Here is a 14,892-nt window from a genome sequence, read left to right on the forward strand (position 1 = left end):
CATGTCCGAAACAGCTCCACAGCCTAAATCAGTCCCGCGACGCGCTATCAGTCGGCCGATATTTGAGCGTACATTTAGCATCAACAGCGAACAAGCCATTCGCGTGATTCGTAACAGCTATCATCGATTGATGGTGTCCCTGTACGCCATCGACGTGATTCTGCGCATCATTGGAAGAGAGGAAACGGTCGATGAAATTGAAGGCATTGTTAGCCAGATGATTGCCGAATGCGCGGAGCAACTGCAGCAGGAAAAACTACGCTTGGAAAAACTCAAGGCCGACAACGGCATCACCGAAACGCCCACGTACACGCACCCCAGGGAATTTGTGGCGAAAATCGCCTCGCCGCAGATTGCGCAATTCGTCGAGTTGATTCGTTTGCTGGATCAGTTGATGATCGTGATGGACACCTTGTGGCTATGCCAGGTCATCTCCAACAAGCATTGCATTGAGGCCCGTTATCAGTGGCAGCAGCGATTGCAACGACTGGCAAATAAAATTGTGACTATGGAAAAACATGCGCATCAGGCGGCGTATGAGCAGGGGCATGGTGAAGAACTCAGGATTGCAAGGGAAACTGAGGGGCTAACCGATGAACCAGAGGCAATTTCAGCAAATGCAGCTGAATTTTGACACACCATTGCGCTGGCAGCTCTTAGCGATTCAAAATGAATCTTATTAAAATCAATAATTAAAAGCTTTCGGAGCTAAACAGATCTCCAATAAAGGGCATTGAAAAAGGATGAGCTGATTTATAATGGTACATCTAAAAAATCTAGGATTTCATAAATGATTCCGCTGAGGCCTGATTGCTACTCCTTCGGTCGCCACGAAACTTTTCCATTACGCTTTGGTTGGCTCACTAAGGGTTATCAAGCTTGGTTGTCTACGCCTGGCGTGTTTGAAGACGATGATGCTACAGTTAAGCTCGGTGTAGGGAAAAACATGGTTTCTGCGATTAAATATTGGCTTATCGCTACGCAGATGATTAACTGTGATCGCCAATCTATCATGTCATCAGAACTAGGAGAACGTATCTTCTCCCCTAATGGATGGGATCCTTACCTTGAAGATGATGCAACAATTTGGCTTTTGCATTGGCTGATTTCTTCAAATCCTGCTGAAGCGACCACTCCATTCTGGTTTTTTAATCGTTTCCATAAGCCAGAGTTCACTATGAAGGAGCTCATAGATGCTCAGAAATATTTTGTCTCGGAACATCTTTCGGCTAAGGTTTCTGAAGCCACTCTCAAACATGACCTGACCTTGCTAGTTCGTATGTATCAACCTACGTTGAATTCAAAATCTGTTCCTTCAGAAGAAGGTTTAGATTCCCCTGTGGCTATGCTCGGATTAATGGAGATGGCTACAGGTTCGAAATATCATGAGTCCAAACCCGAATTTCGCTCAGTACCAGTGGCAATTTTTGCTTTTTCTGTTGCCCAAGTGCTTGTGGAATCAGGTGCACCCAATTTACCGATCGAGCGTCTCATGCGTAGTGATGGCGTTCTTGCCGCACCTGGCTCTGTGTTTAGGCTCACGGAGGAATGTCTCATCACTAAACTTGAGGAGATGATTGCTTGGTATCCTGGTGTTTTCAACCTAAGAGAATCAGCGGGAATTCATCAGCTATATCTTCTCAAGGAACTCGAACCGATTAGTTTGTTACGTCGACACTATATTGGAGCACACTAGTAGATCATTATGTCAATCGCCCAATTTATAAACGTCAATACAAGCTATACCCGTTCAATTAATATAGAGCGCGACAGCGAATATCAAAATAGTGTTCGTCCTTATATCTTAACGAGCAGAGCTATACAGGTGCTCGATCGCTTTACAGATACATTAAAGCCAATTGAGATTCCTCGCGCATGGGCTCTAGTGGGGCCTTACGGCTCAGGTAAATCGGCTTTTGGCTTATTCCTATCGCAACTCTTAGGCAATAAAGAAGATGAGACGACTCAGCACGCTATTGCCGGCTTGCAGCAAGTCGCCCCCGAGTTAGCTGAGCAGTTCAAAAAAAATTGCGCAGCACCAAAAGGCTACTGTATTGCTAGTATTGCCGGCACTCCGGAATCGCTTGGGCACCGTTTATTACAAGCATTAAATAAGGCTGTTTTGCGATACTTTGGTGACCATCGCGATGATCTAAATCCGCAATTGCTTTCCCTGCTAAAGGAAGTTACGAATGAGATCAATCCAAAAACGAGCGATATCCTTGCTCTCATCTCTGAATTACAGAGCGCAATCACCAAAGTAGGTGGCGCTGGTCTCCTAATTGTTGTAGACGAACTTGGCAAATTTTTAGAATATGAGGCTCGTCATCGGAGCAACTCGGAAATTTTTCTATTGCAGGCCTTAGCCGAACATGCTGTTCGCCCTGATGAAGCACCTCTCCAACTAGTCGTACTGTTACATCAATCCTTTGAACAATATGCCCAGACCCTCGGCGACCATCTTCGCAATGAGTGGAAGAAGGTTCAGGGGAGGTTTGAAAGCATCCCCTTTGTCGAGACTGCCGAACAGGTCATTCGAGTCATCAGGGCTGCACTCGTGCAGAATCTTGACCCACGCATAAAGACTAAATTAGATGCTGAAGCATTCCAATTTGCTGCAGCTTTGGATCAACATCGAGCATTGCCTCCAGGCTTATTAGTGGATGATGCTGCTGCGTTGTTTACGGCTTGCTACCCGTTACATCCTATTTCCCTGTTGGTATTGCCAGCACTTTGTCAGCGTGTAGCACAGAATGAGCGGACTCTTTTTAGTTATTTGGGAAGCCAGGAACCGCACGGTTTTATGGAAAGTTTGAGCCGACTCAGTGTCAAGAATGATCGGTTAGATTGGATATGCCCATGGGAAATATACGATTATTTCATTCTGAATCAACCTGGTTTAGTCACTGATCCACATACGCATCGTCGCTGGGCAGAAGTTGTAACAGCCGTTGAACGGCTTGGCGATGCACTTGCAAGTGAAATATCCTTGCTTAAGATGATAGGACTTATGAATATCGTTGGTATTCAAGGTGGGCTCAAGGCTTCATTTGAAGTGCTATCACTATGTGATGAGAATGCCAAAATCACAAGCTCCACTCTCGATGCTCTGGGTGAGCGTTCCCTAATTACCTACCGTAAATTTAGCGGAGAATATCGTGTGTGGCAGGGAAGCGATTTCGACTTAGAAACCGCTCTCTCAGAGCAAATTTCTCAGATTGGTCAGGTCGATATTGCTGAGTTATTGAACCAAGCTAAGCCGCTAGCTCCAATCGTAGCCCGTCGACATGCTATTGCTACGGGCACTCTTCGCTATTACCAGCCAGACTTTGTTAGCGCCCCTAGCATTAGCCGAATACGGCCCATGGATAAGCCAACATTATTTATTTGTCTTGCGAATACGACGGATGAAGTAATTCTGTTTAGGCAAAAGCTTATTGAACTAGGTAACGGGCACACTATTGGGGTTATTGTCGGGAACCCTGAGTCCCTGCGCGAGGCGGTATTAACCATATTCGCTCTATCACGGATACAGCGCGAAAATGCCTTACTTGCCAATGATCCAGTGGCTCAACGTGAACTCAAAGATCGACTAACGGCTGCACAAAAAAACGAAACTGCAATTATTGCTTCGATCCTGGAGACTCCTAACCAATCTGAGTGGATAGCTCAAGGGCGTATACCTTTGATCGATAATAAACGCCAGTTACAACAAAAATTCTCCGCAATATTGGATGAGGTTTATTACGCTGCCCCTTTATTACATAACGAGCTAATAAATCGCGATAAGCCATCCCCCAGCGCAATGGCTGGGCGCAATAAGCTGATCGCCGCAATGTTTGAGCATGGCCATGAGGAAGATCTTGGGATTGAGAAATATCCTGCTGAAAAATCTATGTATCGTGCTTTGCTCAAGGCGACAGGATTGCATTACAAAAATGGTGATGGTTGGCAATTTGGTTTATCCCCCACTTTAAAGGATAAGTATCGAATTCGACCCGTTTGGAAGGCTATCGAGAAAGAGTTTGACGATTCCGAAACCAATCCGATTCCTGTGGCTGACTTGTTTGCTCGTCTAGTTCAGCCGCCATACGGCTTAAAAGCTGGCGTAATCCCGATTCTATTTTTGACAATTTTTCTAGCTAATAGAGATGAATTGGCGTTATTTGAAGAAGGGAGCTTTATCCCATTTCTGACTGTTGAGATATACGAGCGGCTTCTGAAAAACCCTAAGTCTTTTAGTCTTCAACGTTTTCAAATAGATTCTCTACGAGAAGCTTTATTCAGACGTTATGCCGAAATTGTTTCGGGAGAAATACCGAACGAAGCTACACTACTCACTGCAGTCAAACCGTTGGCTCAAATGATGGTGAATCTGCCAGATTACACGAAACGGACCCAACGCCTGTCTCCTGAAGCGATTTCAGTACGAAACCTATTTTTCGAATCGAAATCGCCTGCACAACTTGTCCTAGTCGATCTGCCAAAAGCATGTGGATTCAGTTCTCTCACTAGCATTAAGCCTGAAGAAGAGCAATTGCATATGTTCTCCCAAAAATTTCAGAGCGTAATTGGAGAGTTGAGAGGTGCATACCATAGTCTGCTTTGGAATGTTATGAACATGATCAAAAAGGCGTTTGGCATCGAAAATGATGTCCTGATTCAGGATCTTCGCGACATGCTGCGTGGTCGATGTATGCAATTAGAGAATTACACAATCGATATCCACGGATTGCGAGCATTCATAGGACGCATTGTAGATCCTTACGGGGAGGAAACCCCTTGGCTAATTAGCATTGCGAGTTTCCTTGCCCGTAAACCGCCTGAGAAATGGACTGATGATGATATTAATGCTGTGGAATATCGTATAACTGAATACGCCAAACGTATTCGTGATTTGGAGCGGTTGCGTTTCGTCCATCAAGACCGAATTTCTGATTTCGGTGATGATATCGAAGTAATGTTACTTAAGGGAGTACAACAGCAAACTGGCGAAACAGAGCTGTTTGTCGTACTAGATTCAGCCAAAAAACGAGCAGTGGCAAGTACTGTCAGTAAAATTTCTGATCTTCTCTCTAGTTTAGATGATGTCAGCTTGAGGCACGCAGCTCTTGCGCTTAGTTTTACCGCAGCTACGTCTTCGATCCCTGAAGCTGATAGGAATAATGAATATGTTGCACTGGAAGGTAAATCATGAGCGCTAGCATAGTAAGTAACAAACCAATTCGCCACGTTCTCGGCATCTCCGGTGGTAAGGATAGTGCTGCTTTGGCAATTTATATGCGCGATAAGGTGCCAGAGATGGAGTATTTCTTTACTGACACTGGTGCTGAGTTGCCAGAGGTGTACGATTATCTTGATAAGCTCGAAGCCTACTTGGCTAAGCCAATAACTCGGTTAATGACTAATGGCGATTTTGATCACCTTCTAAGTAAGTACAACAATTTTCTTCCGTCACCGAACACAAGATGGTGTACTCGCGAGATGAAAATTCGTCCGTTCGAGGAATGGGTAGGGATTGATCAAGTAATTACATATGTTGCGATACGGGCTGACGAAGATCGCGATGGCTACCGCAGCACAAAAGCAAATATCCAACCTAAATTCCCCTTTAAGGTTGACGGGATTGTGCGGTCAGATATTGAGCGAATTTTGATCAATGCGGGAGTTGGTTATCCAAAATATTACGAGTGGCGTAGTCGATCAGGATGCTATTTTTGTTTCTTTCAACGCAAGAATGAGTGGATTTCACTAGCTGAGAGACATCCCGATCTTTTTGAACGTGCTAAGAAATACGAGAAGTTAAATACTTTAACCGGTGAGCAATACACATGGACACAGGGAGAAACGTTAGAGCAGTTGGTCGCAAGAGCGAGTGATATCAAAGCTCAGGCTAACTCACGTAAAATCGTAACAAGACGTATGCCCTGGCAAGAACTGTTAGCCAATCTCGCTGATGAGGAAGATAACGAGTCTTGCCTCATTTGCACTCTTTAAAATAATAAGCCAATACTCTTCTCTATTTAGCCCTCATTTTCTGAATAATGGACGATTCTATCACTCGTACTTTGCAAACATCTGTGAGCCCGCCAGCTAGCTCGTGGGTACGTTTTTTACGCTCATATGGTCCCACCCCAAACAATGCAAGTTTGTTTGACGAATATGTTTCGGCGGCTCTAGCTAAAGCCAAAGTTGCCCCTATTCGGCTCAATAGCCCTCAACTAAGTAATATCTTGGAGCGTGTTAGCTCCGGTGTGCCTGGCTCTGTCCTGATAGCAGGGACCGCTGGAGATGGCAAGACATACCATTGCCGAAGCCTGTGGTCTGAGTTAGGAGGCGAAGATCGCGTTTGGTCTGATCCTGAGCCAATCAAGAAACAATCAATTGATGGCGGTCGAATAGCCATATTCGTAAAGGATCTTAGCGAACTCAGCGACGAACAAGGCGACGAAGCTCTTAGCATGTTAGAGCGATCAGTCTTAGGAGAGGAGGATAAGGAATTCCTAGTCTTAGCTGCTAATCATGGACAGATATTGGAGCGGCTCAGGTCACTTGGTAATCGCCAGGGGCGTTCCCATCCATTGCGCAAACTCATACAAGACGCCTTCCTGCAATCGGGCTCTCAACATGAAAGGCTTGCCGTCTTCGACTTGAGCAAGACTGCCCACCGACATTCGCTCGAAGAATCACTCGACGCCGTCTCTAGGCATCCCGCTTGGTCAAATTGCTTGAGCTGTTCCCTGGATATGGATGGGCGCGTCTGCCCAATTTCCGAAAACCGTAGGCGATTACTTGGCGAGAACGACGGTCGCCGAATGGCCAAGAGATTAGGTGATCTGGTTGAGATTGCTAGATACAACGGCGCCCATCTACCAGTTCGCGATTTGCTAGCTTTATCCGCGAACATGATCCTAGGTCATCCAACCGCACGCGAAGGTCTCATGTCCTGCTCGGATATCGTCAGAATTCAGGAAGCGGGATCCGTCGAGAACGGCAGTATATACGGGAACGTTTTTGGCGCGAATCTCCCTAGGCGAAGAACTTTATCTCGCCCAGTTTTTCGGGTATTGACTGGTTTTGGAATTGGGGAGGAGACTTCGAATGCTATAGATGGCCTGCTCGTATATGGAACCGACGACAGCAAGCTTTCAGATGCCTTCGCCCGCCTAGTAGCGTCCGACGCCTTTTATGGAGCAACGCAATCGTATTTAGCTGCCCAAAGGAGATATTTGGAGGGCGATGAGGGGGCGAGGCTTGACGAGGGCGCTTCGGCTTTCCTCAAGCGCATGGAGAGTCAGCGCCAGCGCCTATTTTTCACTCTTCCCGAGACTGAACCGGACTTCCGATTCTGGGACCTGACTGCGTTTCGCTTCGCCGGAGACTATTTGGAAACGGTTGCGGCCCTTGTCCAACGAAAAGCTATCGCAGAGTCTGCCCGCGCCCGCCTAGCGCGAGGACTTAACAGGATTATGTCGGGCTTGCTGCTAGAGAATACAGATAAGATATTTGTCGCTAGTTCTGGAGGCTTTACGCATTCAAAAGTTAGCGTACTTTGTGATAGCGAACTCCCTGCACGGAAAGTATCTGGCGGCCTAGGCATGGCGATTAAATTGGACGAAATTACCGGTCAACCCCGCATTGATATCACGGTCGTGTTTGGAGCAAGCGACGAGGTTTCCCTCCTCCTATCCCCCATTCGTTTCGAATTTCTCTGCCGAGTTGCCGAAGGAGCCCTGCCGGCGAGCTTTTCCAACGAGTGCTTGGAAGACTTGATGGCCTTCAAGGCACGGCTACTACGCCAAGCCGAACTATTCCGATCCGGACTGGAACTAGATGGGGAGCCTCTTCCCGATGACGGGACTCTTTATCTTAACTTTATCGAGATCGAGCACAATGGCCATGGCTTTTCGAGACCAATTGCAGTTAGGGTTGGAATATGAGGGAGCGGATCGATAACGTCGACTTCACGGTCGACGAACATATCTGGGGACATCGACTCTACGACGAGCAGCTCCCACATTTTGCAGTCCTGGAGTTTTTGGGAGTTCTCGGCTCTAACAAGGACGCCCCCTTGATTGAGCTTCCTGGCGATAAAGTTCGTTACAAGCCTCAGCGACAGATCCGATTACGCTCTTTGCTGTTTAACAATCCCTATGTCCAGACTGTTCGCGACCGCACCATATCGGACAGCGATAAGTGGGAGCAATGGCGAGATCTGTTTGTAGCCGAAGCAACTGGACATGGTGATGAGAATATCGACTATCTACGTGAAGTCTTCCTCTCCTTTGATGACTTTGCCAAGGCGATCGAACTCCTAAGGTCTTCCGCTTTCGAGGCTCGCAGCAACAAGCGCTGGAGTTCCAAGTTCATTTTCCCGTTCGGGCCGGATGCCCTTTACGAGGATTTGCGCATCGATTCATCAAGCGCCACGAACGATCGGCGATTCTTCGCGAGGACGGGGGAGCTGCTTTATCTGATGCTATGTCGATCTGTCAATGGTCGCCTGCTCGGTCAATTGCTCGTCGAGCGTCTTTTTGTCTCCTCTTCTCCCCTCAATCGCCTCGCTCGAGCACTGCAAGGAGACACTCAGCATGCACCAGAACCGAGGGCAGTTGGGTATCTGCCACATCGCACGCACTCACGGTTTGACAGGCTTTGCGACGATTGGCTGGCTATCCTCTCGCGTGACATGCCCATGTATGATGCCTTGGAGCATCTCATCTCGAACGCCGGACTTAACCTTCTGCTTTATTTCCTCGACTGCTCAAAAGCAGAAGTGGGAGACACCGACCCGGTCGAGATCGTTTGCGAAATCGTCTCTCGTGAGAGGAGCAAGGTTCGAGCTCTTTCGGCTGAGTGCTACCAAGCAAATCAGTCACTTTCTTTGAGGGCGGTTCGAGCCTCAATAGAAAGTTTCCTGCTCACTCCGGAATGGGAGAACGCATTGTCCTCAATCGATCAGAGCACACAATGCATACTCGCGTTGCGAGACCGCTTTCAATGGCCGTCTGCGGAGAGTGACGAGGACAACGATTATAGCCAGATGACTGGTGAAGAGATGGCCGCAGTGCTAACTGAAAAGGCCCTCGCTAGGCACGAACAGCATTTTGGCAAGATTCACGCATCCTGGTCGCGCGCCATAGGCCTTAGCTCTAGAAGGCTTTCTCGCCGCTATCGCTACGCTCCTAATGATCGCTTGCTTAAAACTTTGGTCGTTTCCATGGTCGACGAGAGAATGCAGTTTGACGATTTTCTCCATGAGGCCAAGCGCCGATATGGTCTAGTGATAGGCGACACCGAAGGAGGACATCTGATACGAGAGGATCAAATCGACCAGGAAGCCCTTAGCGACAATCGCGAAAACTTAGAGTCCCGTCTTATGAGTCTCGGCCTCGTTCGCAGACTCTCGGATTCCTGTTCATTCGTTGAGAATCCATTTGCAAGAGGAAAAAATTGATGTTGACGGATCGCATCATTGGTCGCGTGGGCGCTGACATCCTGCGCCGACGCCTGGACGAAGCGCGCCAAGGTGACTTGTTCGGAGACGAGAGTACCGCCCTGTTCAGGCTCGACAAGCTATCGCCTGCCCAGATCGCTGCCGTGGTGCGGGAGATTCTCGCTAACCCCGATTTGGCTCGCAGGGTTGATCTTCGTATACCCATGACTTTGGTTGAGGGTGAGGATCTTCCGATACAAGCGCTAACTAGCCTCAACGCTGGGGCTGTTAGAAACGGAGGCACGACCCGAGAGGCATTGCTCACAGCCAATGGGAACGAGCACAACCTGGCCGACACTTTGGGCCACGTTTCGGCTCTTGGAGCTAAGGAGCTTCGAGCCAATGAAGATGCATGGGTTGAAGCGTCTTGTCATGTAGCCGGCATGTCACCAACTCCAGAAGATCGGGCGATCTTTCGCGCGGCTCTGAAAGGACTTATAGCTGCCACCGAACTCTCTCTGAACGATTTGGCGGAATACTGCTGCATGATCAGCGAAGCCACGACATCACACGGGCATCCCATCCGTCACGCTTTGGGCTGGGCGCTTCACTGCGTTGGTCTTCCTCGAGACACCTTGCTCTTCGCCAACACAAAATCCTATAGTTCAGCTTCGACGTCTTGGCGCAAGGCTTTCGAAAAACTTTATGCAACACGGGCCCCTCTGTTGAAAAGGCTTCGGCCAAACGGTCAACCGCTGGACGCCGACGAGATGCGTGAGCGCTTCGAGCAAAATGTCGACGATATAGCCGAGTCTGCGCAAGACACGATCAAAGCATTCATTGAGGCTGTTCCCGGGAATTCACAGACTGCGGTAGATTTGGCTGTTTTTGAATGGGAGCAAGACGGGGTCCATCACATATTCGATAAACCCCGAGCCAGGCAGCTTGGCCTTGCCGAGGCGACGTTGCATTTTTTCGAACACGATTGTGATGAGGAATGTTTGCTAGAAGAGCGCTGGCGAACTTACTTGGACGAGTTTAAGGGCAGAGAACGTCGATCGGAGGGAAGTGACGAAGACGACGAGTCATTTTTCGATTTACACCGCCGCTATATGGAGCAAAACCCGGCACTGCATTCGCGCTGGGAAAAATTTATCTTCGGTAAGCCAATTGAATGCAATGACTTCCTAGACGGCTTAGCCACCGTCACTCATCGCCTGATCGCTAGGGCCGGACTTTCAGCTTCCGGGAAAGAGAGGTTCCTTCGACTCACTGTTAGTAAAGGCCGAACGGAGTTGCGTGAGCGCTTCAACCATGATGTCGGAACTTTCTTTTCTCTGATGTATCGAGGCCTACGTGATTTAATGGGGGATAAGGTCGAGTGGCCGGCCATACGAGGAGCTACTAACCTACCTGATCCAATCTTCGAATTCCCTTTATTCGCCGCTAAAGAGAAGGAAATCCGAGGTAAAAAATTCAAAAAAGTCGTTTCACTGGCTCGCCAAGCTATCCAAATTAAATTCGAGGTCGCTCTCATTGAGGGCCGTGGCGACAGTCAAACTATCTTGGAAAAGACTCAGCTACTCTGGACATTCAGGTCTGAGTCGATCGGGCTTTCGCTACTTGATGACATGCGTCGTCTCCAAGAAAAAGGCACGGTTGCCTGCACCGAGGTTCCTCGTCGGATGGTAAGCAAAAAAGGGGGTGTGCAGAGCGTGTCGCTGCTTGACACCAGCACGATCGAGGCTACGTTTTCGAGAGACGCAGGCTCTTTGGTGCCAGCGTCTTCGAAACTGAAAAGCTTGCGGAACGTGATCAAGACCGCGATCAACGGACTAGCCTCAGAGAGTCGTCTAACTTCGGAGCAACGCGATGAGTTGCGGAGTGCTTGGGACGTTTTTGAGGCTGACTATAGTCAGGCAGTAAAAGACTTCATTGAAACGGGACTGCATGGAGAGGCTGTTTTGCGGCAAGCTGACTCTTTTGCGACCTTTCTAAGGGCGTTACTGACCCACGCTCGAGGCGATATCTGTCGGTCAAAGCTCGTTTCCGAAACCATTTCCATCGGCACAGTCCGCGTTTTGGGAGACCAGCCTTGTGTCATCATCCCTCCTTGGCATCCTGAGCGGATGAAAGCTCTTGCTGTCAAAACCCGCCGAGTAGCGGGTTTGATCTCTCATATGTTAGGCGGAACTGCCGTTTCCTTTGGAGATAGAAATATCTTCTTTCGAGAGTTTTCGGCAGAGCTAGCCCATCCGTTCTATCCGGAGATTGCCATCGCTACGAGTGGTGGCAGCGCGGTTTTGGTTTCTGAAACTAGTACGGTCAACGGATATAGCCTTCTTGAGCGCCCCATTCGTGGCGAGGATAGTTCAATGTCTGACGTGGATCCCAGCATAGCAGCAAAGCAGGTAAAAGAACTCATGGAACGCTATGTTGGACTCCAGCCACATGAGGCTGCCAACCTTAGCATACTTCTCTATAACTCGGACGCAGCCGAACTTCCAGTGTCCGTCGTGCGTGAACTCGCCGGGATGCAAACTAATGGTGGGTTCCAATGCGATATCTCTGTGCGGCATCGTGATCCGGAAAAACTGCGTCGGGTCTATACGGAACTTGTCGCCAAGGCTAGCGATGATCCCGACCTTCCTGTGGTCAGTGAGACCTCGGAAAACTTCATATCAAAGCTGCGCATGTCGGCTATACCCGCAACATCGACACCGCCTTCCTCCTCTTCTGCGGGGTTCCGACCCTTCGATATCGCCTTTTTGCACGATGTCATTTCCAGGACTGCTGTAGTGGAATGGATCTCCGTCGATTGGAGTAACGATCGCCCGAATTTGGAACACGTACCTTCTCGATGGTCTTACCGCAGTGTCTCCGGCGAGAACGAGCTTAAATCGACGACTTTTCTCACATGTCCGCGCCAGACCGCGTCTGGCTGGGCTTATGTGAATACTGTCGCCTCGGTCGCGAGGCAGTTAGATGCCCCCCTGAACACCCAGTATCTTCCTGCTCGTAGGATTTCCCTGCAAAGCGAAGCTCTTCACGAGATTTTGGACGACGCGCACTCTCTGGCAGAATGGGTCGCCACCTACGATGAATTATTGGACAAGCGCCAGCTACAGGCCAACGGAATCACTGTCGTTCGCTATAGACGAGCCACGACAAACGGCCGAAATATGATTGTGAGCTCCACATCGGAATTGCGTCTATTAAGCGTTCTTTTACGACGGCGGCTAGAAGAAGTTGTGACGCTAACCCCCGACCAGCTCAATGAAGTCACCAATCGTGCCAAAAGAGACGCTCTATCGATCTCGGGAGATATTGTCCTGCGAGCGGCGAAAAGAGGCGTGTCCGCTGGAGAAATGATTGGCTTGGTGATGAGTCGGTATCTCGTCGAGCGGGAACTGAAAGGACTTGCCGGCAATGGAGCGCGACCAGCTTTCACCGCCTATTTTCTGCTGGATGACTATGCCGACTGGCTAGCTCAGCGGGAGAGTAGAATCGCCGATATATTGGGGCTTTGCGTGGAAGAGTCTGACGACGGGCCACTGCTGCATGTGGCCGTTGTTGAGTCCAAATATGTCTCAGTGCATGGCGCTGCGGAGGCCCGACGATCCTCTAAAGCTCAGCTTCTGGCTACGCTAAGCACGTTTCGGGATGCGCTTTTCGGCGATCCTGGTCGCCTCGATAGAGATCTCTGGCTCTCTAGGCTAGCCGATCTGCTCATCGACTCTGACATCCCGCCAGGATGTGCGGAATTACTTGAAAGGATGCGGGCTAAATTGAGGGACGGAGAAGCTAAAATCTCCTTGCGAGGCTATTCGCATATCTTCATTCATTCCTCTGACCCGACCACACAGTCTCCAGGATCCGAAAGACTGCTGTTGGATAATTCTGATGGGATCGATGCGTGGCAAGAAGTTTTTGACAGACCCGATCTGCGTCGGCTTTTAGAAGCCTACTCATGCAAAGAAGATCCTACACCAATCAGGGAGTCCTTTGGCTTTCAGACCCCATGGACACTATCCGATCCTCGTTTACCAGCGGCTCGAGTGGCATGGTCCGCTATGGTTGAGAGACTTACGCCAGTAGTCGAGTCTTACGCAGAGGTAAGAAACGAGGTGACTCCTGTTCAGCTGCCTCCCGATACTACCGTCGAGACATCACCGCTTAAGACTCCAAAGGAGTTTAAGCCGACTGTATCCGACGAAAATCCACTCGCCGAATTCGAACACGGTCACACCGAATTTGCACGGCTTGTTTCATTAAAGGCCGCCAGCTTGTTCGCTGCGGAGGATGAGCGCGAATCTTGGGCCGAAGAAGCTACTAAAAAACTGAAGACAGCACTCAACAGCTACGGCTTACAGACTTCTGTTCTAGGGACACGCTTAACCCCCAATGGCTGTCTGATTAGGCTGGCTGGATCTGACCGCTTACGCGTCGAGGACATAGAGACAAAGCGCACACAGCTATTAACAACACATGCACTTCGTTTGGTCACAGTTCAGCCAAAACCAGGGGAGATTGTGATTACACTGGCGAGTGAGAAAAGGCAGTCGGTTTCCATGTGGGATCTTTGGGCGCACAGAAAACTCAATAGGAACGCCGCTGGAATTAACACCTCCTTCATCCTCGGCCTCCAAGAGATCAGCGGCTCCATACTTTATCTCAATTTGGGAGGGGAATTCGGGGGCCTAGCGGCTCATGAACCCCATTCTTTGGTTGCGGGAGCCACGGGAAGTGGCAAATCGGTTTTAATCCAAGCCATTTTGCTGGATATAGCCGCGACCAATCCTAAAGAATTAGCACAGATTGTCTTGATCGATCCCAAGATGGGGGTCGACTACGTTGCTCTTGAGAACTTACCCCATTTACGCGAGCCGATGGTTACTACGCGGGAGCGCGCTGCCGAGGTTCTTGCTGGATTGGTCGAGGAGATGGAAACTCGCTACCGGACATTCGCGGCAGCCCGAGCACGAGATTTAGCTACTTACAACGCCAAAGCCACACCTGATAGCAGACTTCCAATGATTTTTCTTGTCCATGATGAATTTGCTGATTGGATGCTTGATGATGGCTACAAGGCGGCAGTAGGAGCAGCAGTTCAAAGGCTAGGTGTCAAGGCTCGCGCGGCCGGGATTCATCTAATTTTCGCAGCTCAACGCCCAGATAAGGATGTGATGCCTATGCAGCTTCGGGAAAACCTAGGTAACCGGTTAATTCTCAAGGTAGCCAGTGAGGCAACATCTAAAATCGCTCTTGATCGACCTGGAGCCGAGTTACTGCTTGGCAAAGGTCATTTAGCTGCGAAGTTGAATGGGGAACAAGGCCTTATTTTTGCTCAAGCTCCATTTCTTTCGGATGAAGATATAGGAGCAGTCGTAGAAGCAATTAGCCAATGTTCTAATGATTTGTGCCTGAAACAGAAATAGTTTAGAGCAATACTGCGC

The 14,892-nt window shown here is 49.1% G+C and carries 7 protein-coding genes; all 7 read left to right on the top strand.

Annotated features, from left to right (window positions below):
* Position 1: 1 nt before the first annotated feature.
* The 7 genes from A1355_RS14685 (at position 2) to A1355_RS14715 (ending at position 14,874) form a co-directional block, all read left to right on the top strand.
* On the top strand, positions 2–634 hold the full coding sequence (locus tag A1355_RS14685; RefSeq protein ID WP_064029425.1) for a hypothetical protein: 633 nt from the start codon (positions 2–4) through the stop codon (positions 632–634).
* 156 nt (positions 635–790) lie between these two features.
* Positions 791–1,696, top strand: a complete 906-nt coding sequence (locus A1355_RS14690) for a DUF4007 family protein (RefSeq protein ID WP_064029427.1) — start codon at positions 791–793, stop codon at positions 1,694–1,696.
* A 9-nt stretch (positions 1,697–1,705) separates the two neighbouring features.
* Entirely contained in the window at positions 1,706–5,197 is a 3,492-nt protein-coding gene (locus A1355_RS14695) for a hypothetical protein (RefSeq protein ID WP_064029429.1), read from the top strand.
* Positions 5,194–5,997 (top strand): phosphoadenosine phosphosulfate reductase family protein, encoded by an 804-nt coding sequence (locus A1355_RS14700; RefSeq protein ID WP_064029431.1) that lies wholly within the window; start codon positions 5,194–5,196, stop codon positions 5,995–5,997. Before A1355_RS14695 ends, A1355_RS14700 begins: the two co-directional genes overlap by 4 nt.
* An 818-nt stretch (positions 5,998–6,815) precedes the next feature.
* On the top strand, positions 6,816–7,940 hold the full coding sequence (locus tag A1355_RS25750; RefSeq protein ID WP_197471815.1) for a hypothetical protein: 1,125 nt from the start codon (positions 6,816–6,818) through the stop codon (positions 7,938–7,940).
* The gene (locus A1355_RS14710) at positions 7,937–9,457 is read left to right on the top strand and encodes a hypothetical protein (protein WP_064029436.1); all 1,521 of its coding nucleotides are present in this window, start codon (positions 7,937–7,939) and stop codon (positions 9,455–9,457) included. The genes A1355_RS25750 and A1355_RS14710 overlap by 4 nt, the downstream gene beginning before the upstream one ends.
* Positions 9,457–14,874: an FtsK/SpoIIIE domain-containing protein gene (locus A1355_RS14715; RefSeq protein WP_064029438.1), complete on the top strand. Its 5,418-nt coding sequence runs from the start codon at positions 9,457–9,459 to the stop codon at positions 14,872–14,874. Before A1355_RS14710 ends, A1355_RS14715 begins: the two co-directional genes overlap by 1 nt.
* Positions 14,875–14,892: the final 18 nt, after the last annotated feature.

Source organism: Methylomonas koyamae (genome assembly GCF_001644025.1).
Lineage (GTDB): Bacteria > Pseudomonadota > Gammaproteobacteria > Methylococcales > Methylomonadaceae > Methylomonas > Methylomonas koyamae_A.

Coding starts and splice junctions, on each gene's coding strand:
- A1355_RS14685 (WP_064029425.1), top strand. CDS start 2: ATGTCCGAAACAGCTCCACAGCCTAAATCAGTCCCGCGACGCGCTATC.
- A1355_RS14715 (WP_064029438.1), top strand. CDS start 9,457: ATGTTGACGGATCGCATCATTGGTCGCGTGGGCGCTGACATCCTGCGC.
- A1355_RS14695 (WP_064029429.1), top strand. CDS start 1,706: ATGTCAATCGCCCAATTTATAAACGTCAATACAAGCTATACCCGTTCA.
- A1355_RS14700 (WP_064029431.1), top strand. CDS start 5,194: ATGAGCGCTAGCATAGTAAGTAACAAACCAATTCGCCACGTTCTCGGC.
- A1355_RS14710 (WP_064029436.1), top strand. CDS start 7,937: ATGAGGGAGCGGATCGATAACGTCGACTTCACGGTCGACGAACATATC.
- A1355_RS14690 (WP_064029427.1), top strand. CDS start 791: ATGATTCCGCTGAGGCCTGATTGCTACTCCTTCGGTCGCCACGAAACT.
- A1355_RS25750 (WP_197471815.1), top strand. CDS start 6,816: ATGGCCAAGAGATTAGGTGATCTGGTTGAGATTGCTAGATACAACGGC.